This is a genomic window from Falsirhodobacter xinxiangensis (assembly GCF_004959935.1).
Taxonomy (GTDB): Bacteria; Pseudomonadota; Alphaproteobacteria; order Rhodobacterales; family Rhodobacteraceae; genus Falsirhodobacter; species Falsirhodobacter xinxiangensis.
Genome location: NZ_SMYN01000004.1, coordinates 314911 through 335733, shown reverse-complemented (window position 1 = coordinate 335733; position 20823 = coordinate 314911). Strand labels below are relative to the sequence as shown.

Annotated in this window: 24 protein-coding genes; 7 read left to right on the top strand and 17 right to left on the bottom strand. The window is 62.7% G+C overall.

Annotated elements, in window-relative coordinates:
• The first annotated feature begins 445 nt into the window (after positions 1-445).
• The 5 genes from E2K76_RS07625 to E2K76_RS07605 all read left to right on the top strand — a co-directional run bounded on the left by E2K76_RS07625 (position 446) and on the right by E2K76_RS07605 (position 4270).
• Complete coding sequence (locus tag E2K76_RS07625; RefSeq protein ID WP_136683684.1) at positions 446-748, top strand: helix-turn-helix domain-containing protein; 303 nt, start codon at positions 446-448, stop codon at positions 746-748.
• Between the two features lie 231 nt (positions 749-979).
• Positions 980-1258: a hypothetical protein gene (locus E2K76_RS07620; RefSeq protein WP_136683683.1), complete on the top strand. Its 279-nt coding sequence runs from the start codon at positions 980-982 to the stop codon at positions 1256-1258.
• A 172-nt stretch (positions 1259-1430) separates the two neighbouring features.
• Positions 1431-1805 carry a hypothetical protein gene (locus E2K76_RS07615; RefSeq protein ID WP_136683705.1) on the top strand — a complete coding sequence of 125 codons (375 nt, stop codon included), beginning with the start codon at positions 1431-1433 and terminating at the stop codon, positions 1803-1805.
• A complete protein-coding gene (yihA, locus tag E2K76_RS07610) occupies positions 1802-2449 on the top strand; it encodes a ribosome biogenesis GTP-binding protein YihA/YsxC (RefSeq protein WP_136683682.1) in 648 nt (215 codons plus the stop codon). Before E2K76_RS07615 ends, yihA begins: the two co-directional genes overlap by 4 nt.
• Positions 2450-2491: 42 nt before the next feature.
• Positions 2492-4270, top strand: a complete 1779-nt coding sequence (locus tag E2K76_RS07605) for an MFS transporter (protein ID WP_136683681.1) — start codon at positions 2492-2494, stop codon at positions 4268-4270.
• Here the strand turns inward: E2K76_RS07605 and E2K76_RS07600 are convergent.
• On the bottom strand, positions 4267-4995 hold the full coding sequence (locus E2K76_RS07600) for an SDR family NAD(P)-dependent oxidoreductase (protein ID WP_136683680.1): 729 nt from the start codon (positions 4993-4995) through the stop codon (positions 4267-4269). The genes E2K76_RS07605 and E2K76_RS07600 overlap by 4 nt on opposite strands.
• A gap of 123 nt (positions 4996-5118) precedes the next feature.
• On the opposite strand from E2K76_RS07600, the gene argB reads away from it, so the two are divergent.
• Complete coding sequence (gene argB, locus E2K76_RS07595; RefSeq protein WP_136683679.1) at positions 5119-5994, top strand: acetylglutamate kinase; 876 nt, start codon at positions 5119-5121, stop codon at positions 5992-5994.
• 45 nt (positions 5995-6039) lie between these two features.
• A complete protein-coding gene (locus E2K76_RS07590; protein ID WP_136683678.1) occupies positions 6040-6540 on the top strand; it encodes a SixA phosphatase family protein in 501 nt (166 codons plus the stop codon).
• Here E2K76_RS07590 and E2K76_RS07585 read toward each other — a convergent pair.
• The 16 genes from E2K76_RS07585 to secY form a co-directional block, all read right to left on the bottom strand.
• On the bottom strand, positions 6534-7319 hold the full coding sequence (locus E2K76_RS07585; protein WP_136683677.1) for an ATP-binding cassette domain-containing protein: 786 nt from the start codon (positions 7317-7319) through the stop codon (positions 6534-6536). The two genes, E2K76_RS07590 and E2K76_RS07585, sit on opposite strands and share 7 nt — an antisense overlap.
• Positions 7320-7329: 10 nt before the next feature.
• Complete coding sequence (locus E2K76_RS07580; protein WP_136683676.1) at positions 7330-8646, bottom strand: amino acid ABC transporter permease; 1317 nt, start codon at positions 8644-8646, stop codon at positions 7330-7332.
• Position 8647: 1 nt separating this feature from the next.
• A complete protein-coding gene (locus tag E2K76_RS07575; RefSeq protein WP_136683675.1) occupies positions 8648-9910 on the bottom strand; it encodes an amino acid ABC transporter permease in 1263 nt (420 codons plus the stop codon).
• Between the two features lie 113 nt (positions 9911-10023).
• Positions 10024-11040 (bottom strand): amino acid ABC transporter substrate-binding protein, encoded by a 1017-nt coding sequence (locus E2K76_RS07570; RefSeq protein WP_136683674.1) that lies wholly within the window; start codon positions 11038-11040, stop codon positions 10024-10026.
• A 211-nt stretch (positions 11041-11251) separates the two neighbouring features.
• Positions 11252-11950: an ATP12 family chaperone protein gene (locus E2K76_RS07565; RefSeq protein ID WP_136683673.1), complete on the bottom strand. Its 699-nt coding sequence runs from the start codon at positions 11948-11950 to the stop codon at positions 11252-11254.
• Positions 11950-12975: an RluA family pseudouridine synthase gene (locus E2K76_RS07560; protein WP_136683672.1), complete on the bottom strand. Its 1026-nt coding sequence runs from the start codon at positions 12973-12975 to the stop codon at positions 11950-11952. Before E2K76_RS07560 ends, E2K76_RS07565 begins: the two co-directional genes overlap by 1 nt.
• Complete coding sequence (gene crcB, locus E2K76_RS07555; protein ID WP_136683671.1) at positions 12972-13310, bottom strand: fluoride efflux transporter CrcB; 339 nt, start codon at positions 13308-13310, stop codon at positions 12972-12974. The genes E2K76_RS07560 and crcB overlap by 4 nt, the downstream gene beginning before the upstream one ends.
• Positions 13311-13341: 31 nt before the next feature.
• Positions 13342-14652 carry a replication-associated recombination protein A gene (locus tag E2K76_RS07550; RefSeq protein WP_136683670.1) on the bottom strand — a complete coding sequence of 437 codons (1311 nt, stop codon included), beginning with the start codon at positions 14650-14652 and terminating at the stop codon, positions 13342-13344.
• Positions 14653-14691: 39 nt separating this feature from the next.
• The gene (locus E2K76_RS07545) at positions 14692-15282 is read right to left on the bottom strand and encodes an acyl-homoserine-lactone synthase (RefSeq protein ID WP_136683669.1); all 591 of its coding nucleotides are present in this window, start codon (positions 15280-15282) and stop codon (positions 14692-14694) included.
• 50 nt (positions 15283-15332) lie between these two features.
• The gene (locus E2K76_RS07540; RefSeq protein ID WP_136683668.1) at positions 15333-15947 is read right to left on the bottom strand and encodes an autoinducer binding domain-containing protein; all 615 of its coding nucleotides are present in this window, start codon (positions 15945-15947) and stop codon (positions 15333-15335) included.
• 204 nt (positions 15948-16151) lie between these two features.
• Positions 16152-16571: a 50S ribosomal protein L17 gene (rplQ, locus tag E2K76_RS07535; protein WP_136683667.1), complete on the bottom strand. Its 420-nt coding sequence runs from the start codon at positions 16569-16571 to the stop codon at positions 16152-16154.
• A 117-nt stretch (positions 16572-16688) separates the two neighbouring features.
• Entirely contained in the window at positions 16689-17705 is a 1017-nt protein-coding gene (locus E2K76_RS07530) for a DNA-directed RNA polymerase subunit alpha (protein WP_136683666.1), read from the bottom strand.
• A 117-nt stretch (positions 17706-17822) separates the two neighbouring features.
• Entirely contained in the window at positions 17823-18212 is a 390-nt protein-coding gene (gene rpsK / locus E2K76_RS07525; protein WP_136683665.1) for a 30S ribosomal protein S11, read from the bottom strand.
• 13 nt (positions 18213-18225) lie between these two features.
• Complete coding sequence (gene rpsM / locus E2K76_RS07520) at positions 18226-18594, bottom strand: 30S ribosomal protein S13 (RefSeq protein ID WP_136683664.1); 369 nt, start codon at positions 18592-18594, stop codon at positions 18226-18228.
• Positions 18595-18759: 165 nt separating this feature from the next.
• Positions 18760-19407: an adenylate kinase gene (locus tag E2K76_RS07515; protein WP_136683663.1), complete on the bottom strand. Its 648-nt coding sequence runs from the start codon at positions 19405-19407 to the stop codon at positions 18760-18762.
• An 8-nt stretch (positions 19408-19415) separates the two neighbouring features.
• The gene (secY, locus tag E2K76_RS07510) at positions 19416-20771 is read right to left on the bottom strand and encodes a preprotein translocase subunit SecY (RefSeq protein WP_136683662.1); all 1356 of its coding nucleotides are present in this window, start codon (positions 20769-20771) and stop codon (positions 19416-19418) included.
• Positions 20772-20823: the final 52 nt, after the last annotated feature.

The window sequence follows — 20823 nt, the reverse complement described above, 5'->3', positions numbered from 1 at the left end:
TGGCTCTGAAACTCAATGAGTCTGGACCCTAGAGCGTTCGCATCCGGAAAACCCGCGCAACCGTTAAAATAGACTTCAAACGCTGGGAGAAGACATGCTTGATCTACTCTACTTGTCGGCCCCACTACATCGACAGATCCGAAGGGCCAATTGTGAAGCTGACTGAAGAAAGCAAATCTACTTTTTTCACATGCTGATGAGATGATCAATGCGGCCGCATCATGTGCGTCTTGCGAAGAGAGGGTAAGGTCCATTGAGAACTTTATTCTGGGCAGTGTTGTCAGAGGCCGAGCCATAACGGCGCGGCATCGACGCAATATTTCAATTATCAGCCTGCTGTTCTGATTTTCAGTTACGAAAACAAAACACCTTCAGTGCAATAGACTACATTTTGTCGTCAGGTATCGCCTTGGTCTACCCATGTCAAGCGTCCTCGAAAAATGACATGGCAAACACTATTCGCACATCTGGTTTCACCGCTCTGATCGACACCTTGGTGTCGAAACGAGAGAGCATTGGTATGAACCAGCGCGAGCTGGCACGTCGGTTGGGGTGTTCTCAGGGCACAATCAATCGCATCGAAACGGGGCAGCGCCGCATAGATGTCATTGAGCTTGTGGTTTTAGCTCGGGCGCTGGATCTGGATCCGCGTGACCTTTTCGATCTGGTCGTGCGAAAAATCAGCGACGATGAGCTCATCGCCAACTTCAGCACCGCGGGGCGTGCGCAGCGAGAGCGCGAAAAATAACTTGGTGGCGCTGGACTGGATCAGGGCGGGCCCCTCACCCATCTGCGCACAAATTTACACCAGCCATGCACTGGAGATGCCAGTGCGCCATGGCCGACTTTACGCCGCCGTGGACGAGCAGGCCGCACAGCTAAGGATGGGACGATGCACGAGCTTTCTTGTAAGCTGAACTTCCATGATCATACTGTCACGAACATCTGAGACGGACAGCGCCGGATCAATGTCATCGAGTTGATAGCGATCGTGCTGGTCTTGGATATTCACTCGGAACAGTTGTTTGGTCTGATTGGAGGAAGCGGCGTTGGGGAGCTGGCGAACAACTTTAATCGAAAGGCAGGAAGCGCGGCAACAGTGCGAAAACCGGCCAAGGCTTTTCAGCTGCAGCGAAAAAAAAGCGTTGGTGGTGCCCTATTTGAGGTGTTCGCTCCCGCCATTCGTCAACACGCTTCGCGTATCTCCATCATGTTGGGGGCAAGGCCGAGGCTTTGCCTCGGTCAAAAGGATTATTGAAATTCCATGCCGTCCTCCGCTCGCCCAGCCAGCTGTAAGCTGGCTCGCTCTCGGACGGCCCCACTAACGTCGCGCCCCTCGTCCCTCGCTATCGGCACGCTTGCTCCCTTCATATCGTAAGAATAGACATATCTCGGCGCACAAAAGCATAGTGAAACTGGCACAAGGCGGTATGGCCGGAAAACCCTTCAACATCTTCGGCCATGGCTGGGAGGAAGGCTTCGACCCCGCCACATGGGCCGCAGAAAACCGGGGCGATACGGTGATCGGCCCCGACGTCTGGATCGGGTCCGAGGCCTGGATCATGCCGGGCGTCACCATTGGCGCCGGGGCGATCATCGCCGCGAAGGCGGTTGTCACGCGCGACGTCGCGCCCTATTCGGTGGTGGCGGGGAATCCGGCGCGTGAAGTTCGCCGCCGGTTCGACGATCCCACCATCGCGCGCCTTCTGGACATCGCATGGTGGGACTGGCCAGTGGACCGGATCTCGCGCAACCTGAACGCCATTCGCGGGGCCGACCTCGCGGCACTGGAGACTGCCCGATGATCGACTTCACCCTTGCCCCCGAGGCCGAACCCGACGCGCGCGAGGCGGGCCGCCTGCTGTTCGCCGGGCCCGTCGATTTCGTCAAAGGCGTCGTCGCGATGCCCGGCCTGCCCCCTGCCGACCGGATCGAGGTCTGCTTTGCGGGCCGATCCAATGTCGGGAAATCCAGCCTCATCAACGCGCTGACGAACCGCAAGAACCTTGCCCGCGCGTCGAACACGCCGGGCCGCACGCAAGAGATCAACTATTTCGCGTTGGGCGAGGAGAAATACCTCGTCGACCTTCCGGGCTATGGTTATGCCGAAGCGCCCGTGGCCATCGTCGCGAAATGGCAGGCGCTGCTGAAAAGCTATCTTGCCGGACGGTCCACCCTGCGCCGCGCCTTCGTGCTGATCGACACGCGCCACGGCGTGAAGGCCGTCGATGCCGAGATCATGAAGCTGCTGGACCGTTCCGCCGTAACCTTTCAGGTCGTGATGACCAAATCCGACAAGGTCAGCCGTGCCGAGCGCGAGGCGAATATCGAACAGGTCAAGGCCGCGCTGTCGAAACACCCCGCTGCCTATCCCGAAATCGTGCTGACCAGTTCGGAAAAGGGCGACGGGATCGAAACCTTGCGTGCGATCATCGCAACTCTGGAATAGCGCGGCGGACCTGCTAGCTTTCCGGCAAGCGAGGAGAAGTGGATGTCCGACCCAGCAAGACCCGAAGATTTGCCGAAACCGGACACGTTCGAGACGCCAGATGCAGATGCCCGCACCGGAGCCGAAGCCGGTGATCCTCAGGTCCTGACCGGACCAAGCGCCGCGCCGTCCGGCACCGGCGCTGCCGATCCCGCCCCCGAGGCGACGTCCCATTCGCCGCTTGCGCCGCTGCGCCACCCGGCGTTCCGGCTGATCTGGACCGCCACGCTGGTCGCGAACCTTGGCACGCTGATCCAGAATGTCGGCGCGGGCTGGATGATGGCGACGCTGACGCCATCGCATGACATGGTCGCGCTGGTGCAGGCCTCGACCACGCTGCCGGTGATGATCCTTGCGATCGCTGCCGGTGCGCTGGCCGACAATTTCCCGCGCCGCAGGGTCATGCTGATGGCGCAGACGTTCCTGCTGGTCGTCTCCGCCCTTCTGGCGGTGGTCGCTTTCATGGGGCTGCTGAACCCGTGGACGCTGCTGACCTTCACCTTCCTTCTGGGCTGCGGATCGGCGATGCATCTGCCCTCGTGGCAGGCGTCGATGCGCGATCTGGTGCCGCGCGACGATCTTGCCGCCGCCGTGACGCTGAACTCCATGAGCTTCAACCTCATGCGATCCATCGGCCCCGCGCTGGGCGGGCTGGTGGTGGCATGGGCAGGACCCGCTACGGCCTTCGCGCTGAACGCCATCAGCTATACCGCAGTGATCTATGCGCTGGCCCGCTGGAACAGCCCGCAGGAACCGCGCGCCCTGCCCCCCGAGCGGATGGGCCACGCGATTTCGGCAGGGCTGCGTTACGTGTCGATGTCGCCGAACCTGATGCGGATGATCGGGCGGGGGCTGGTGTTCGGCGTCGGCGCGGTCACGCTTCTGGCGCTGCTGCCAGTCATCACGCGCGATATGCTGGGCGGGACGGCGACGACCTATGGCGTGATGCTGGGCGCCTTCGGTCTTGGGGCCATCGGTGGTGCGCTGGGTAGCCCGCGCATCCGCGCCCGCTTTTCGATCGAGACGATCATCTGCGGTGCCTTCGTGCTGTCGGCCGTCGGCACGGCCATCGTCGCGCTCAGCCGATACGAGGCTTTGACGGTTCTGGGGCTGATGATCGCGGGATCGGCCTGGGTATCGGCGCTGTCGCTGTTCAACGTCTCGGTCCAGCTTGCGACGCCGCGATGGGTCGTCGGGCGGGCGCTGTCGATCTATCAGACGGCCACCTTTGGCGGGATGGCTGTCGGAAGTTGGTTTTGGGGCCTTCTATCCGATGTGATCGGCATTCCCGGCGCACTTTTGGCGGCAGCGACCGTCATGGTCGTCGGGGCGGTTCTGGGCCGCATCTGGCCCATGCCCGACTTTTCCGACGTCAACCTCGACCCGGCGAACCGGTTTTCCGCGCCGGCGCTGCGATTGGACCTGAAGCCGCAATCGGGACCGATCATGGTGATGATCGACTGGGACATCCCGCCCGAGAACACGCAGGCTTTCCTTGCCGCCATGACCGAACGGCGGCGCGTGCGTATCCGCGACGGGGCGCAGCAATGGGCGCTTCTGCGCGATCTGGAAAATCCCGACATCTGGGTCGAAACCTATCACGTCCCCACCTGGGTCGAATATATCCGCCACAACATCCGTCGCACGCAGGCCGATGTCGAAAGCTATGACCGGCTGGTGAAGCTGCATCGCGGCCCCGAACGTCCGCATGTGCACCGGATGATCGAACGCCAGACGGTGCCGCTGACCGACGATACGATGATCCCGCACAAGCTGCCCTAGACGTGCTGGGCGCCGTTCACCTCGATCTCGGCACCCGAGATGTAGCTGGACTGGTCCGAACAGAGGAACCAGATCAGGTCGGCCACCTCTTTCGGCTGGCCCAGACGGCGCAGCGGCAGCGCCTCGACGATCTTGTCGGTGCCGGGGGACAGGATGGCGGTTTCCACCTCGCCTGGTGCGATGGCATTCACGCGCACGCCCAGCGGGCCGAAATCATGCGCCATTTCCCGCGTCAACGCCGCCAGCGCCGCCTTTGATGTGGCATAGGCGGCCCCCGCAAACGGATGCACCCGCGCGCCCGCGATGGAGGTCACGTTCACGACCGACCCCTTCGCCGCCGCCAACTCCTCGCGCAGCCCGCGCGCAAGGATGACCGAGGCGAAGAAGTTCACGTTGAACACCTGCCGCCACGTCCGCAGCTCGGTCGCCAAAGTGTCCAGCCTGCTGCCCCCATCCCCTTTGGGCGAGATGCCCGCATTGTTCACCAGCGCGTCCAGCCGCCCACCCACCCGTTCGCGGATGGAATCGATGGCGGCGGCGGTCCCGTCGGCATCGGCAAGGTCGATCTGGATGTGGTTCGCCTCGCCCCCCGGCCATGGGCAGCGCGGATCGAAGGCTTGCCGCGAACATGTCAGCACGCGCCACCCTTCCGAGGAGAACCGCTTTACCGTTGCATGGCCGATCCCCCGGCTTGCGCCCGTCAGCAGCAGTGTCTTTTCACCCATCGCGGTTCTCCTTTCCGGCAAACCTACGCGCGGGGGGCGGAATTGCAAGGTTGGCAGGGGCGCGCAAAGGCGCTAGTCCTTGACGCGGAACAAGGAACCGGCCTTATGAAAAAGCAGCGTCCCATGCACGACTCCATTGCCACCGCCAAGACTTTGTCCGAGGCACTCCCCTATCTACAACGCTATGCCGGTGCGGTCGTCGTCGTGAAGTTCGGCGGCAACGCGATGGGCGACGACGATGCGATGGCCGAATTCGCGCGCGATATCGTGCTGATGCGGCAGGTGGGCGTGAACCCGGTCGTGGTGCATGGCGGCGGCCCGATGATCAACGATCTGCTGGCCAAGCTGGGCATCAAGTCGGAATTCGTGCGCGGCAAGCGCGTGACCGACAAGCCCACGGTCGAGGTGGTGGAGATGGTCCTGTCGGGCCTTGTGAACAAGCGCATCGTGCAGGCGATCAACGATCAGGGCGGTCGCGCCGTCGGCATTTCCGGCAAGGACGACGATCTGATGGTGGCCGAGGCGGACGATCCGGAGCTTGGCTTCGTCGGCAAGCCGGTAGAGATGAACGTGCAGGTGTTGCGCGATCTTTACACCGCGGGCATGATTCCGGTCGTCGCCCCCGTCGCCACGGGGATGGAGGATAACGAGACCTTCAACGTCAACGGCGACACTGCCGCCGGTGCGATCGCCGGCGCGCTGAAGGCCGACCGCCTGCTGCTGCTGACCGACGTGAAGGGTGTGAAGAACAAGGATGGCGATGTCGTCACCCAACTGACCCCCGACGACGTGCGCGCGATGATCGCCGACGGCACTATCGCGGGCGGCATGATCCCCAAGACCGAAACCGCGCTGAAGGCTGTCGAGGAAGGGGTGCGCGCGGTCGTCATTCTGGATGGCCGGGTGCCGAATGCGTGTCTGCTGGAACTGTTCACCGATCACGGTGCCGGTTCGATGATCCGCACGACGGAACCGCGGGTGAAACCCCGCATCCGTTGACGGCTTTCTCTGGGCATGTAACCCTCGTGTAACGGAGGAACCGACATGCCCAGACTGATCCTGATCCGCCACGCCAAATCGTCGTGGGACAACGCCAACCTTGCCGACCATGACCGCCCGCTGAACCAGCGCGGCATCGCGGCGGCCGAGGATCTTGGAGGGTGGCTCGCCTCGCGCGGCTATGCGCCCGACGAGGTGCTGTGTTCAGATGCCACCCGCACGCGCGAGACGTGGGAGGGCATCGCCCCCGCCCTGCCCTCCGCGCCCGAGCCGGTGCTGAAGTCCGCGCTCTATCATGCCGGTCCGGATGTGATGCTGGCCGTTCTGCGCCATGCCAAGGGCAACGTCGTCGCCATGCTGGGCCACAACCCCGGCATCGCGGAGTTTGCGCATCGTCTGGTGGCAAATGCCCCACCGAGCGACCAGTTCGGCAAATACCCGACCGGGGCGACGCTGGTCGTGGACTTCCCCGGCCCGTGGGCCGAGGTCGATTTCCATCAGGGCAGCGCGATCGATTTCATCGTCCCGCGCGAGCTGGTTCAGTGACCCAGGATCTGGCTCAGGAACAGCTTCGTCCGCTCTGACTGCGGGTTGTTGAAGAATTCGCGCGGGGTGTTCTGTTCGACGATCTGGCCCTGGTCCATGAAGACCACCCGGTTCGCCACAGCCTGCGCGAAGCCCATCTCGTGCGTGACGCACAGCATGGTCATCCCTTCTTCGGCAAGGGAGATCATGGTGTCCAGCACCTCCTTGATCATCTCGGGGTCAAGCGCCGAGGTCGGCTCGTCGAACAGCATGATCCGCGGCTTCATGCAAAGCGAGCGGGCGATGGCGACGCGCTGCTGCTGACCGCCCGAAAGCTGGCCGGGATATTTGTTCGCCTGTTCGGGGATCTTGACCTTGCGCAGGAAGTGCATCGCCGTTTCCTCGGCCTCGGCCTTGGGAACCTTGCGCACCCAGATCGGGGCCAGCGTGCAGTTTTCCAGAATTGTCAGATGCGGGAACAGGTTGAAGTGCTGGAACACCATTCCAACCTCGGACCGGACCTTGTCGATGTTCTTCAGATCCGAGGTCAGTTCGGTCCCGTCCACGACGATCTGACCCGACTGATGCTCCTCCAGCCGGTTGATGCAGCGGATCAGCGTCGATTTGCCCGAACCCGACGGGCCGCAGATGACGATCCGCTCGCCCCGGTTCACCGTCAAGTTGATGTCGCGCAGGACGTGGAATTGACCATACCACTTGTTCATCTGGCTGATCTGGATCGCGACCTCGTCGCTGACCTTCATATGGCTGGTGTCTACAGCGCGTTCGATGGTTTCCATGGACGGCTCCTTAACGATGATCGCGTTTCAGCCGGCGCTCCAGATACATGGAATAGCGCGACATGCCGAAACAGAATAGGAAGAAGATGAAACCGACGAAGATATAGGGCTCCCAATAGATGCCCTTCCAGTCGGTCGAGGCGCGGACGGCGTCGGTGATCCCCTTCAGCGGGTCCAGAAGCCCCACGAACACCACCAGCGTCGTGTCCTTGAACAGCCCGATGAAGGTGGACACGATGCCCGGGATCGAGATTTTCAGCGCCTGCGGCAGCACGATCAGCCGCTGCGCCTGAAAGTAATCAAGGCCCAGCGCGTCGGCGGCTTCATATTGCCCGCGCGGCAAGGCCGCCAGACCACCCCGGATCACCTCGGCGATATAGGCGGCGGCGAACAGGGTCACCATGATGATGACGCGTAGGATGATGTCGAAATTCGTCCCCGGCGGCAGGAAGTAGTTCAGCAGCAAGGACGCCGTGAACAGCAGCGTGATCAGCGGCACGCCCCGGATGAATTCGATGAAGCAGACCGACAGCGTCTTGATGAGGAACATGTCCGACTGACGGCCCAGCGCCAGCATGATGCCCAAGGGCAGCGACAGAGAGATCGCCGAGACACCGATGGTCAGCGCCAGAACGAACCCGCCGAAGCTGGACGACCGCACCGATTCAAGCGCCAGCGGCGCGACGCCCGCCAGCGCCCGTTCAACCGGGCCGGCAAGGAATAGCCACCAGACCAGCGCCGCGGCCACGGCCAGCAGCACCGCCGCCAGCGCGTTGCGCTTCGCCATGCCCCGCCAGACGGCATAACCGACGACGAAGCCCGCCAGCGCAACCACCGGTGTCCAGATCGTGCCGCCCCACAGCAGCCAATAGCCGACGAAGGGAAACAGCGCCGAAAACGCCATCAACCTGCGCGGCACGGCGGAAAACAGGATCGGGGCCAGCGCCGCGAACAGCAGCACCAGCGCCAGCACCGGACGCCAGTAAAGATGCGCGGGATAGAAGCCGAAGGTCCATTGCGTCCAGCGGTCGCGCACCACGGCAAGGCAGGCGCCGCGCGCACCCTCGCCCCATGTCTCGGCGATGATCTGGCGGCATTCGCCCAGCGTTTGCGCGTTCCAGACCGAATGGGCGAACCACGGCACCAGCCCGCGCAGGATCTGGAACAGCACCAGCGCGCCAAGGATGGTCAGGATCGTGTTCAGCCAGCCCGAGAACAGATTCTCGCGCAGCCATTTCACCGCGCCGGATTGGCTGGCGGGCGGCGCGGCCTCGGGCAGCATCGTGTCGCGAACGAAGCGAACGGTTTGCGTTCCGGTCTCGCTCATCTCAACGCTCCTTCAGCTTGATGCGGGCGTTGTAGACGTTCATCGCCCCCGAGATGACGAGGCTGATCGCCAGATAGATCAGCATCATCAGCAGCACGCATTCCAATTCGCGCCCCGTCTGGTTCAGCGTGATCCCCCCGAGCGTGCCGCGCAGGTCCAGATACCCGACCGCAATGGCCAGCGACGAGTTCTTGGTCAGGTTCAGATATTGCGAGATCAGCGGCGGCACGATCACCCGCAGCGCCTGCGGCAGGATCACGAGGCTCATGGTGCGGCGGGGGCGCAGGCCAAGGGCGAAGGCCGCCTCGGTCTGGCCGCGCGAGACGGCAAGGATGCCCGCCCGCACGATTTCCGCAATGAACGCGCTGGTATAGAGCGATAGGGCCAGCCACAGCGCCATGAACGAGTTCGACACGTTCACGCCGCCGGTGAAGTTGAAGCCGGTGATCGCCGGGACCGACAGATGCACACCAAGCGCCCAGAGCAGCGCGGCGATCGGCAGGATCAGGATCAGCAGCGATTTCCACCAGGTCTTGGGACGCAGGCCGGTCGCTTCCTGCACAGCCGTCGCATGGCGCAGCAGCGCACGGCGGGCCAGAAGGCTGCCCGCGATGACCGCAACGATGGCAAGAAAGGTCAGGTTGATCGACAGCGGCCCAAGCGCAAGGCTGCCGAGGCCCCGTTCGACCAGCACATCCGGGATCGCTGTGTAACGATTGGTGACCGCAAACAGCCCGAACAGCATCGAGCTTTCCGCCTCGCCCGTCTGGGCGTTGACGCGGAAGGTCGCAGGAAGGGGCGATGCTTCGGTGAATGCGGTGAAGACCAGCAGAATCCACAGCAGCAGCGGCACGTTGCGGAACATCTCCACATAGACCGTCATCAGCCGCGCCACGAGCCAGTTGCTGGACAGGCGCAACACGCCGACGATCACCCCGATCACCGTCGCCGCGAAACAGCCCAGGACCGCGATCAGCAGCGTGTTCAGCAGCCCGACCAGCAGCGCCCGCGCATGGGTGTCGGCATTGGTATAGGGGATCAGCCGCTGCGCGATGTCATAGCCCGCACGCTGGCCCAGAAACCCGAAATTGAAATCCTTGCCCAGAACGGCAAGGTTGCGGACGGTGTTGTCCACCAGCCACGCCGCACCCGCCATGAACAGCATCAGAACGATGACCTGAATGGTCAGCGAACGATAGCGGGTGTCGTATATGAGCATGCTCAGCCGGAAGGAATCCTTCGGCGCGTCCACGGCATTTGCCATGTATTTCCCCCTGGAACGACTCGTCCGGCCTTTGTGGCATATTGGCGTCGTTGCGCCCGGACAGGTCGAATTGGATTGGAGAAGGGGCGCGCTGACGCGCCCCCGTTATCTGATCAGCGGAAGGGCTGGGCGTAGAGCAGCCCGCCTTGGGTCCATTGCGCGTTCAGACCGCGCGCCAGACCGATCGGGGTTTCCTCGCCGATAGTGGCCGAGAAGATCTCGCCATAGTTGCCGCCTGCGGCGATGGCGTGTTTGGCCCAGTCGTTCGGCAGGCCGGTCATCGCGCCCAGCTCGCCCTCGGTGCCCAGAAGACGCTTGATCTCGGGGTTGGGGGAATTGGCGGCCATGTCTTCGACATTGGCTGCGGTGACTCCATACTCCTCGGCGGCGACCAGCGCGTTCAGCGTCCAGCGGACGATGTCGCCCCACTGGTTGTCGCCGTGACGCACGGCCGGCCCGAGCGGCTCTTTGGAGATCACTTCCGGCAGGATGACGTGGTTTTCCGGGTCGGCAAAAGCCGCACGGGTGGATGCCAGACCTGAGATGTCGGTGGTATAGGCGTCGCAGCCGCCCGCCAGATACTGCTGCTCACCCTCGGCGTTCGACTGGATCGCGACGGGGGTATAGGTCATGCCGTTGGCGGTGAAATAGTCGGCAAGGTTCAACTCGGTCGTGGTGCCGGTCTGGATGCAGACGGTTGCGCCATCCAGTTCCTTGGCCGAGGTCACGCCCAGATCCTGACGGACCATGAAGCCCTGCCCGTCGTAATAGTTCACGCCCGCGAAATCCATCGACAGGTCGGTATCGCGCGAGAAGGTCCAGGTGGTGTTCCGCGCCAGCAGGTCGATCTCGCCCGAGGCGAGGGCGGTAAAACGGGTTTCCGCGGTGGTGGGAACGAAACGGACCTTCTGCGGATCACCCAGCACGGCTGCCGCGACGGCGCGGCAAAGCGAGACGTCGAAACCCGTCCAGTTGCCGCTTGCGTCGGGTGCGGCAAATCCGACAAGCCCCGGGTTCACACCGCAGTTCAACTCTCCGCGTGCCTTGACGTCATCAAGCGTGGCGGCCGATGCCAGCCCCGCCGCAAGCCCGGCGACTGTCAGAGTGCCGAAGAAAACGGTTTTAGTCATAGGAACCTCATCCTGATTTCGCCCTTCTCCGGGCTTATGTGCTTTTCACGATCCGCGCGGATCGCGCCCCCAGCATTTGCCTAGTTTCCGCCCATCGCGGCGCAGCCGTCAAGAGTAGCGGCGATTTCTGCATAAATTTTCAGACTTTGGCGCCACTAGAACAGGCAGCGCGCAAGTTATCGAACATTTGCCCAACCTGCGGGCAATGTTGTTACCGACACAATGCCAAGAATCGGTCGGCGTTCAAGAAGGCCTGCAAACGTTTTTCATCCATCTCGGCCGCGTCGTCGTCGACGCCCCATTTCTCGGCCTGCCAGGTCTCGTCGATGCGCGACAGCGCAAAGGCCTCGGCGGCCGAGATATGGCCCCGATGGACCGCAAGCCCCAGCACCAGCGAGCCGGAAATCGCGACCATATCATGCAGCGCGACCAGTTCGAACGGTGACAGCGAAGCCACATGCCCGCGCAGCGTCGCGACGGATTCGACCGGCTGATCAACGGGGATGATGCCGGTCGTGACATGCAGCGGCGCGCCCAAAGCCTCGGCCGACCAGTGCAGCAGCGGGTCCCACGCAAGCTGGCGCTCGGCCAATTCGCCCTCCCCGCGATAGCAGAGCAGATCGCTGCCGCCGAAACCCGCGATCTCGCCGACCACTGCGTCGAACAGCGGGATGACCTTGTCGATGGCCGAATTGGCCGCCCGGGTCAGCGGCATCGTGTCGGGCCGGATCGTGCCCTCCTGCGCCTGCCATTCCGCCGCAAGGGCTTCGGCCAGCGCCCGTGTGGGCACCGCCAGCGGCGTCTTGGCGGGAGTCTTCACCCCGCGCCCGTCCAGCAGGATAGTGAAACCGCCGTCCGCCTCGGCGACCGTGGCGTCCTTCCAGAAACGTTTCGCAGCCCAGCCCGACATCAGGCGTCCCCGAACGGATCGGCGGGCACGTCGCCTTCCTTCCAGTCCAGCATGTTCCACGTCCGCTTCATATGGTCGGGCAGCGGCGCCACGAAGGTCATCGCAGTCTTGGTGATCGGATGTTCGATGGTCAGTTGACGGGCGTGCAGGTGCAGCTTCTTGCTGACATCGCCGCCGATCGACGCGCCCCAGCCATCGCCAAGGTTCTCCGACTCGCTGCCGCCGTATTTCCCGTCGCCAAGGATCGGGTGCCCCATTTCGGCCATATGGGCGCGAAGCTGGTGGGTGCGGCCCGTGATCGGCTCCAGCGCCATCCACGACATGCGGGTGCCAAGGAACCACAGCACGAAGAAATCGGTATGCGCGCGTTTGGCGTTGGGATGGTCGGCCATCTTGGCGGGATGGACGCAATGCATCTTCTCGTCGCCGCGGCGGCCGATCTTTTCCAGCCCGTATTTGATCGACCCCTTGCGCGGGTTCGGAACGCCGGCCACCAGCGCCCAATAGATCTTGCGGGCATTGCGATGGCGCAGCGCCTCGGACAGCGCCCGCGCCACGCGGTCGGTCCGGGCCAGCATCAGAACGCCCGAGGTGTCCTTGTCCAGCCGGTGCACCAGCTTGGGCTTGTCCTTGTAGCCGAACTTCAGCGCGTCGGCCAAAGCGTCCACATGCCGCTCGCCCAAGCCAGAGCCGCCCTGCGAGGGTAGTCCCGGCGGCTTGTTCAGCACGATCAGGTGCTCGTCCTTATAGATGACGGCGTTCTGGATCATCTTGGCATCGGCGGCGCTGATCCCCTTGGCGTCCGGCTGCGGCGCGGCCCCTTCGGGCAGCGGCGGCACGCGGACCTGCTGGCCCGGCGCCACGCGGTCGGACGCCTTGGCCCGCCCGCCATCGACGCGGACCTGACCCGTGCGGCACATCTTTTCGACCTGCCCCTGCGTCACCTGCGGAAAACGGCGCTTGAACCACTTGTCCAGACGCTGTTCGCCGTCATCCTCGGAAATCGTCACGATCTGGACGCTCATTGGAACCCCTTTGCGAGCCATGCACCCAAGGCCAGCGCGAAAATGGAAAGCAGGACCGATCCTGCGACATAGGCGATGGCCGCCCCCGGTTGATCCTGCCACAGCCGGACCGCATCCAGCGAGAAGGCAGAAAAGGTCGTGAATCCGCCCAGCAGCCCCGTCATCAGCAAGGGCTGCCAGCGGAACAGCATCACGGCCAGCACGCCCATCACGAAGGACCCGATCACGTTCACCGCCAGCGTGCCAATCGGCGCGCGCAGCTGCGCCACCAGAAGGTAGCGCAGCACGGAACCTGCGGCTCCGCCGAGGGCGACTTGCGAAAGGGTCAGAAACATGGGCGTTCCTTGGGTCCGCGGGGGTGGAATGTCAACCCTGACGCTTGGCGCGCAGCTTGGCGAAATACTCGATACGCTTGTTCAATTCCCGCTCGTATCCGCGTTCGGGCGGCGAATAGAGCAGCGGGCGTTTCATGCCGTCGGGGAAATAGTTCTGGCCGGAAAAGCCGTCTTCGGCATCGTGGTCGTATTGGTATTCCGCGCCATAGCCCAAATCCTTCATCATCCGCGTCGGCGCATTGCGGATATGCAGCGGCGGCGGCTCGGACCCCGACTTTTTCGCCGCAATGACCGCATTCTTATGCGCCATATAGGCGGCGTTGGATTTAGGCGCCAATGCCAGATAGATAACCGCATTTCCGATCGCCTGATCGCCCTCGGGACTGCCCAGACGCTCATAGGTCTGCCACGCCTCCAGACAATAAGCCTGCGCCTGCGGATCGGCGAGGCCGATATCCTCGATCGCCATCTTCAGCACGCGGCGGGCAAGGTAACGCGGGTCCTCGCCTCCCTCCAGCATCCGGGCGAACCAATAGATCGCGGCATCCGGGTCCGATCCACGCACGGATTTATGCAGGGCGGATATGAGGTTGTAATGTTCCTCGCCCGATTTGTCGTATTTCGCGGCGCGGCGCATCAGGCGGGCCGAGAGCGCCTGCTTGTCCAAGATCCGGTCCAGCTTCCACGCCGCCACCTGCTCGATCAGGTTCAAAAGCGCGCGGCCGTCACCGTCCGCCATCTCCAGCATGGCCTCGCGCGCCTCGCCGTCCAGCGGTAGGGCGCGGCCCAGTTCCTGCTCGGCCCGCTGGGCCATCCGTTCCAGATCGGCCAGCGTCAGGCGTTCCAGCACGATCACCTGCGCGCGGGACAGGACGGCGGCGTTCAATTCGAAGGACGGGTTTTCCGTGGTCGCCCCGACCAGAAGGATCGTGCCATCCTCCATATGCGGCAGGAAGCTGTCCTGCTGCGCCTTGTTGAAGCGGTGGATCTCGTCCACGAACAGCAGCGTGCCCTGCCCGTTCTGGCGGCGCAGGCGGGCGGCCTCGAACACTTTGCGCAGGTCGGGAACGCCGGTGAAGATCGCGCTGATCTGGACGAAGGCCAGATCGGTTTCCGATGCCAGCAGCCGCGCGATGGTCGTCTTGCCGACGCCGGGCGGGCCCCACAGGATGATCGACGACAGGCTGCCCGAGGACAGCATGGCGCCAAGCGGGCCATCTTCGGACAGGATGCGACCCTGCCCGATCACGTCGGACAGCGCCTGCGGGCGCAGACGGTCGGCCAGCGGGCGGTTGCCCGTCGGCGCCGGTGGTTCAGGCAGCGTGTCGAAAAGGTCGGCCATCGCACATAGATATGCGCGATGGCCGCGTGTTGAAAGGCGTCAATGCAGAGCCTTCGTGAAGTCCATCGAGACGACCTGGTTGTTCACGTTCTCGATCTCCATCACCGGACCCATGGCGGTCATGTCGACCCCCACGCGGCCCGCCCAGCGCGGCCAGTTGGCGTTCAGGAGCGTCAGGCAGTGAGTCGCGCCCAGACGGCGTGCCGCCGCCCCAAGTTCGCTGACCAGTTTCGCATGGACCGCCCGGCGCATGTTCATCGGCACGTCATGCGCAACGAAAAGGCGCGAGCTTTCCCAGATGTTTTCGGCAACGGGTGCCTCCTTGTAGAGGAGCGTTTCAGGAATGGTTTCCAGCAGTCCGCGCTGTGCGTCGCGGATCATGTAGGTATAGATGCCGCATTTCGTCGTGGTGGGCGTCAGGCGGTTGCCCGCAAGAACGCGCCCCAGTTCGTCATGCACGACAACCCAGCGGCTGGCCGGAGTGTCGTATTGGTCATATTCCATTCCCATTGCCTCGGGGAGGTTCCACTTGTTGTGGACAATAAAAAGCTCACGCCTTGCGCGAAGCATGTTCGCGAAAAGCTCGCCATGGTTGTGGATGTTGGCAAAGGAAAGGGTCGTGGTCTGCATTATAGCCTCCTGCAGGGTTGGTGGTGGTAAACCGTCAGGAGGGCGATCAATCAGATCAGTCGATAATCCTTCGCGCGCTGTATGGCCTCGGCCGTGGTGCGCGCCATAAGGCGCACCCGTGCCGAAGAAATCCGTGCTTTCAGCGCGCTTTCAGAGATCCCAAGCTTTTCGGCAGCTGCCGCATGTCGATCGCCCCCAGCAATACAACGCAACGCCTCGACCTGGGCCTGCGTCAGTTCTTCGGGAGGCTCCGTCATCTCGTGCAACCGCTGCACGATGGCGGTGATCTTGTCGATCTCGGCATCCCGGAATTCCCTGTCATCGCGTGCAAGACTTGCGATGGTCCGCGACTTGATCGGCCCGCAGGAAACCGTGACCCCGAAATTGAGGCCGAATTTTTCTGCTTCGATAAAAAGGCCGAACGGGTCAGGCAGGTCAGGATCGCTCCAACGGATGCGACCGACCTTGCTGAAACCCCATGCCGTCATTGGATCGCGAAGAACGAAACCATTTTCAGTATAATGGTCGATCCACTTCTGGTTGTAGGTCTGGAACGTCAGCAGCGGCGATGTGAACCTGATATGCAGGCCCAAAAAATAGCCGGCGGTCGCAAGAAGCGACAGCTGATGAAGTTCAAGATCGATGCCAGATTTGACTGAGGACATGTCTATTTCGATAAGTTGCGCGGGTCTGTAGAAACTTTAAGATAGCCTTAGCATTGTATCTAGAGACCGGGGTGATGATTCCGGCCGAATCGTTCCAATTATCTGCAAACTTGATTAATTGGTTAGAGATTAATACCCGTTTAACGAGAAAATGAAAAAACCCGCCTTTCGGCGGGTTGTTCCGTGCTGCCTTTGCCTGACGAATCAAGCTTCGACGGCATCCTCGGCTTCAAGACGCGCGCGATCGGCTGCGCCCTTGGCAGAAGTGTCGCGGTCCACGAATTCGATGATCGCCATCGGAGCCATGTCGCCATAGCGGAAGCCGGCCTTCAGAACGCGGACGTAGCCGCCCTGACGGTTCTGGTAACGCGGGCCGAGGATGGCGAACAGGCGCTCGACATGCTTGTCCTCTTTCAGCTGCGCAGCAGCCTGACGACGGGCATGCAGGTCGCCACGTTTCGCCAGCGTGATCAGCTTTTCGATGATCGGACGAAGTTCTTTCGCCTTGGGCAGGGTCGTCTTGATCTGCTCATGCTCGATCAGCGAGCCCGACATGTTGGCGAACAGCGCCTTGCGGTGTTCATGGGTGCGGTTCAGGCGGCGATAGCCACGTGCGTGACGCATGGGTCAATTCCTTCTTTGCTTTGTCCGGCAGGCTGCGACCTGCTCACCTTGGGGCGGGATTGCCCATATATTCCCCCGCAGACCGGGGCATTCGGGGGCCTCGCGGCCCCCTTGTTCTCAGAACTGGTCTTCGAAACGCTTGGCCAGATCTTCGATGTTTTCCGGCGGCCAGTCTTCCACGTCCATCCCGAGGTGCAGGCCCATGCCCGAAAGCACTTCCTTGATCTCGTTCAGCGACTTCCGGCCGAAGTTCGGGGTGCGCAGCATCTCGGCTTCGGTCTTCTGGATCAGATCGCCGATATAGACGATGTTGTCGTTCTTCAGGCAGTTCGCCGAACGGACCGAAAGCTCCAGCTCGTCGACCTTCTTCAGAAGCAGCGGGTTGAATTCCAGCCCGTCTTCGACATCGTGGCGGCCGGCCTGCTCGGGCTCTTCGAAGTTCACGAAGATCGAAAGCTGGTCCTGAAGGATGCGCGCGGCATAGGCCACAGCATCGTCCGGGGTCAGCGAGCCGTCGGTTTCCACGCGCAGCGTCAGCTTGTCATAGTCCAGGACCTGACCTTCGCGGGTCGGTTGGACGTCATAGCTGACCTTCTTCACCGGCGAGTAGATCGCGTCGATCGGGATCAGCCCGATCGGTGCGTCCTCGGGACGGTTCTTGTCGGCCGAGACATAGCCCTTGCCGGTGTTGACGGTCAGTTCCATGAACACGTCCGCGCCATCGTCCAGGTGACAGATGACGTGATCCTTGTTCAGGACCTCGATCCCGTTGGATTCCGAGATGTCGCCCGCGGTCACGACGCCCGGCCCCTTGGCCGAGATCGACAGGCGCTTCGGCCCCTCGACTTCCATCTTGATCGCCACGCCCTTGAGGTTCAGCACGATGTCGGTCACGTCCTCACGGACGCCTGCGACCGACGAGAACTCGTGCAGAACGTTGTCGATCTGCACCGAGGTGATGGCCGCGCCTTGCAGCGACGACATCAGAACGCGGCGCAGCGCGTTGCCCAGCGTCAGACCGAAGCCGCGCTCCAGCGGTTCGGCGATGACGGTTGCCATGCGCGCAGCATCGGCACCCGGCTTCACCACCAGCTGCGTCGGCTTGATGAGTTCCTGCCAGTTCTTGTGGATCATGCGTGTCGCCTCCATACCAGTCCCTTGCCCATGTCCAGCAAGCGAGGGACGCCCGAGGATCAGAAATGACGAAACCGGGCCGCGCTTTTGGCGCGGCCCGATCTTATTGTGTTGCCGTTAGACGCGGCGGCGTTTCGGCGGGCGGCAGCCGTTATGGGCCATCGGCGTCACATCACGGATCGAGGTGATGTTCAGGCCGACCGCTGCCAGCGCGCGCAGAGCCGATTCGCGGCCCGAACCCGGACCTTGAACTTCGACTTCGATCGTCTTCAGGCCATGCTCCTGCGCTTTTTTGGCTGCGTCTTCGGCAGCCATCTGAGCGGCGTAGGGCGTGGATTTCCGCGAACCCTTGAAGCCCATCGTGCCGGCGGACGACCACGAGATCGCGTTGCCCTGCACGTCGGAGATCAGGATCTTGGTGTTGTTGAACGAGGAGTTCACATGAGCAACGCCAGCGGCGATGTTCTTGCGTTCCTTGCGCTTCATACGGGTTTTATCACGTGCCATCTGTCAGCGCCCCTTATTTCTTCTTGCCAGCGATGGCTTTCGCCGGGCCTTTGCGGGTGCGCGCGTTGGTGTGCGTGCGCTGGCCGCGAACCGGCAGGTTGCGACGGTGACGCAGACCGCGGTAGCAGCCAAGGTCCATCAGACGCTTGATGTTCATCGAGGTTTCGCGACGCAGGTCGCCCTCGACGGTGTAGTTGGCGTCGATGTGCTCACGGATCGCCAGAACTTCGGCGTCGGACAGCTCGTTCACGCGGCGGGTGCGGTCGATGCCCACGGCTTCGCAGATCTGCTCTGCGACGTGGTTGCCGATACCCGTGATATAGGTCAGTGCGATCGGGACGCGTTTCCCGGTCGGAATGTTTACGCCAGCAATACGAGCCACGCGTTTTCCTTTTCGGTTGCGGTTCCGTAACGCCGGAACCTTTTTTCACAACTCTGCCCCGAGAGGCAGAACGATCTTCGCGCGGAACGCGAAACACCACGGGCGATTCCCGAGGGACGCCGTGATCTATGGGGTTTTGCCGCGCCCGTCAAGCCGCGGAAAACATCATTTTCCGTCGATGACCTTCGCCACCGCCGCAGCCACGGTCTCGACCGGCGCAAGGCCGTCCACGCCCGACAGCTTGCCCTTGGCGTAATAATAGCCGACCAAAGGCGAGGTCTTCTTGTAGTATTCCATCAGCCGGAAGCGCAGCGCATCCTCGGTGTCGTCGGCACGGCGCTTCAGATCGTGCGAGCCGCAGACGTCGCAAACGCCCGCGACCTTTGTCGGATGCGTCCGGTCGTGATAGACGGCACCGCAGTTGCCGCAGGTGAAACGCCCGGTGATGCGCGCGACCAGCGCCGCGTCATCGACCTGCATCTCGATCACCGCGTCCAGCCCCTGCCCCATCTGCGACAGCAGTTCGCCCAGCGCGTCCGCCTGTTTCAGCGTGCGCGGGAAGCCGTCGAAGATGTAGCCCTTGCCGCCTTCGGCCAGCCGCTCGCGGATCAGGCCGATCACGATCTCGTCCGTGACAAGCTCGCCCCGATCCATGACCTCGGCGACCTTGCGGCCCATTTCGGAACCGCTCGCTTTCGCATCCCTCAGCATGTCGCCGGTGGAAAGCTGGACCATGCCCCGCTCCTCCACCAGACGTTTCGCCTGCGTTCCCTTGCCCGCACCCGGCGGCCCGAGCAGAATTACGTTGGTCATGGTCCCTCTTAGCGGCGGGTGGGCGCGCGGTTGCCGCGCTTGCGGCCGCGAAGCTGCGATTTTTCGATCAGCCCTTCATATTGATGGGCCAGAAGATGCGATTGAACCTGCTGGATCGTATCCATCGTGACCGACACGACGATCAGCACCGACGTGCCCCCGAAATAGAACGGGATGGCCAGTTGGTGGCGGATGATCTCGGGCAGCAGACAGACGAAGGCCAGATAGGCCGATCCCAGCACCAGAACGCGGTTCACCACATATTCGAGGTAATCCTGCGTGCGCTTGCCCGGACGGATGCCCGGCACGAAGCCGTTCTGGTTCTTCAGGTTGTCGGCCACGTCCTCGGTCTTGAACGCGACGTTATGCGTATAGAAATACGCGAAGAACACGATCATCGCCGTGAAGAACAGCAGATACAGCGGCTGACCCGGACCGAAATAGGCGAGGATCGTGGACATGACCGGACCCGTCTGCCCCCCCGAGAAGGTGGCCAGCGTCGTCGGCAGCAGCAGCAGCGACGAGGCGAAGATCGCCGGAATCACACCCGCCGGGTTCACCTTGACAGGCAGGTGGCTCGACCCGCCGTCATAGATCTTCATCCCGACCTGACGGCGCGGATACTGGATGTGGATCTTGCGCAGCGCCCGTTCCATGAACACGACGAAGGCAATCACCGCCACCACCATGACCATGACGCCGATGATGACCGCCGGAGAGATCGCGCCGGAACGCCCCTGGCTCAGGAACTGGCCCAGATGCAGCGGAAGCTCGGCCAGGATGCCGACGAAGATGATCAGCGAGATGCCGTTGCCGATGCCGCGCGCGGTGATCTGCTCGCCGATCCACATCAGGAACATCGTGCCGCCGACCAGCGTGATCACACAGGCGATCTGGAAGAACAGGCCCGGATTGGTGACAAGATCACCAGCCTCAAGGCTGCGGGCGATGCCATAGGCTTGGAAGGTCGCCAGAATCACCGTGAAATACCGGGTATACTGGTTGATCTTCTTGCGGCCCTGCTCGCCCTCTTTCTTCAGCTGTTCAAGCTGGGGCACCATCGCGGCCAGAAGCTGCACGATGATCGAGGCGGAGATATAGGGCATGATGCCCAGCGCGAAGATACCCATCCGGCTCAGCGCGCCGCCGGTGAACATCGACAGGATGCCGCCGATCCCGGCCGCGGCGCCGTCCATGAATTCGCGCAGCGCGCCGCCGTCGATTCCCGGAACCGGAATGAAGGTTCCCAGCCGATAGACGATCAGCAGGCCTAGGGTGAAGAAGATGCGGCGGCGCAGGTCGGTGGCCTTGCCCAAAGCCCCCCAGCTGAGGTTCGCCGCCATTTGCTCTGCAGCAGATGCCATGCCCGGTCTCTTTCAGGAAAGCGCCGCCGATCCGTTTTCCGGGTCGGCGGCG

What these genes read in the sequence shown, in the direction of transcription:
- E2K76_RS07625 (WP_136683684.1), top strand. Translation starts at nt 446, where the DNA reads ATGGCAAACACTATTCGCACATCTGGTTTCACCGCTCTGATCGACACC.
- E2K76_RS07615 (WP_136683705.1), top strand. Translation starts at nt 1,431, where the DNA reads ATGGCCGGAAAACCCTTCAACATCTTCGGCCATGGCTGGGAGGAAGGC.
- yihA (WP_136683682.1), top strand. Translation starts at nt 1,802, where the DNA reads ATGATCGACTTCACCCTTGCCCCCGAGGCCGAACCCGACGCGCGCGAG.
- E2K76_RS07605 (WP_136683681.1), top strand. Translation starts at nt 2,492, where the DNA reads ATGTCCGACCCAGCAAGACCCGAAGATTTGCCGAAACCGGACACGTTC.
- E2K76_RS07600 (WP_136683680.1), bottom strand. Translation starts at nt 4,995, where the DNA reads ATGGGTGAAAAGACACTGCTGCTGACGGGCGCAAGCCGGGGGATCGGC.
- argB (WP_136683679.1), top strand. Translation starts at nt 5,119, where the DNA reads ATGCACGACTCCATTGCCACCGCCAAGACTTTGTCCGAGGCACTCCCC.
- E2K76_RS07590 (WP_136683678.1), top strand. Translation starts at nt 6,040, where the DNA reads ATGCCCAGACTGATCCTGATCCGCCACGCCAAATCGTCGTGGGACAAC.
- E2K76_RS07585 (WP_136683677.1), bottom strand. Translation starts at nt 7,319, where the DNA reads ATGGAAACCATCGAACGCGCTGTAGACACCAGCCATATGAAGGTCAGC.
- E2K76_RS07580 (WP_136683676.1), bottom strand. Translation starts at nt 8,646, where the DNA reads ATGAGCGAGACCGGAACGCAAACCGTTCGCTTCGTTCGCGACACGATG.
- E2K76_RS07575 (WP_136683675.1), bottom strand. Translation starts at nt 9,910, where the DNA reads ATGGCAAATGCCGTGGACGCGCCGAAGGATTCCTTCCGGCTGAGCATG.
- E2K76_RS07570 (WP_136683674.1), bottom strand. Translation starts at nt 11,040, where the DNA reads ATGACTAAAACCGTTTTCTTCGGCACTCTGACAGTCGCCGGGCTTGCG.
- E2K76_RS07565 (WP_136683673.1), bottom strand. Translation starts at nt 11,950, where the DNA reads ATGTCGGGCTGGGCTGCGAAACGTTTCTGGAAGGACGCCACGGTCGCC.
- E2K76_RS07560 (WP_136683672.1), bottom strand. Translation starts at nt 12,975, where the DNA reads ATGAGCGTCCAGATCGTGACGATTTCCGAGGATGACGGCGAACAGCGT.
- crcB (WP_136683671.1), bottom strand. Translation starts at nt 13,310, where the DNA reads ATGTTTCTGACCCTTTCGCAAGTCGCCCTCGGCGGAGCCGCAGGTTCC.
- E2K76_RS07550 (WP_136683670.1), bottom strand. Translation starts at nt 14,652, where the DNA reads ATGGCCGACCTTTTCGACACGCTGCCTGAACCACCGGCGCCGACGGGC.
- E2K76_RS07545 (WP_136683669.1), bottom strand. Translation starts at nt 15,282, where the DNA reads ATGCAGACCACGACCCTTTCCTTTGCCAACATCCACAACCATGGCGAG.
- E2K76_RS07540 (WP_136683668.1), bottom strand. Translation starts at nt 15,947, where the DNA reads ATGTCCTCAGTCAAATCTGGCATCGATCTTGAACTTCATCAGCTGTCG.
- rplQ (WP_136683667.1), bottom strand. Translation starts at nt 16,571, where the DNA reads ATGCGTCACGCACGTGGCTATCGCCGCCTGAACCGCACCCATGAACAC.
- E2K76_RS07530 (WP_136683666.1), bottom strand. Translation starts at nt 17,705, where the DNA reads ATGATCCACAAGAACTGGCAGGAACTCATCAAGCCGACGCAGCTGGTG.
- rpsK (WP_136683665.1), bottom strand. Translation starts at nt 18,212, where the DNA reads ATGGCACGTGATAAAACCCGTATGAAGCGCAAGGAACGCAAGAACATC.
- E2K76_RS07515 (WP_136683663.1), bottom strand. Translation starts at nt 19,407, where the DNA reads ATGACCAACGTAATTCTGCTCGGGCCGCCGGGTGCGGGCAAGGGAACG.
- secY (WP_136683662.1), bottom strand. Translation starts at nt 20,771, where the DNA reads ATGGCATCTGCTGCAGAGCAAATGGCGGCGAACCTCAGCTGGGGGGCT.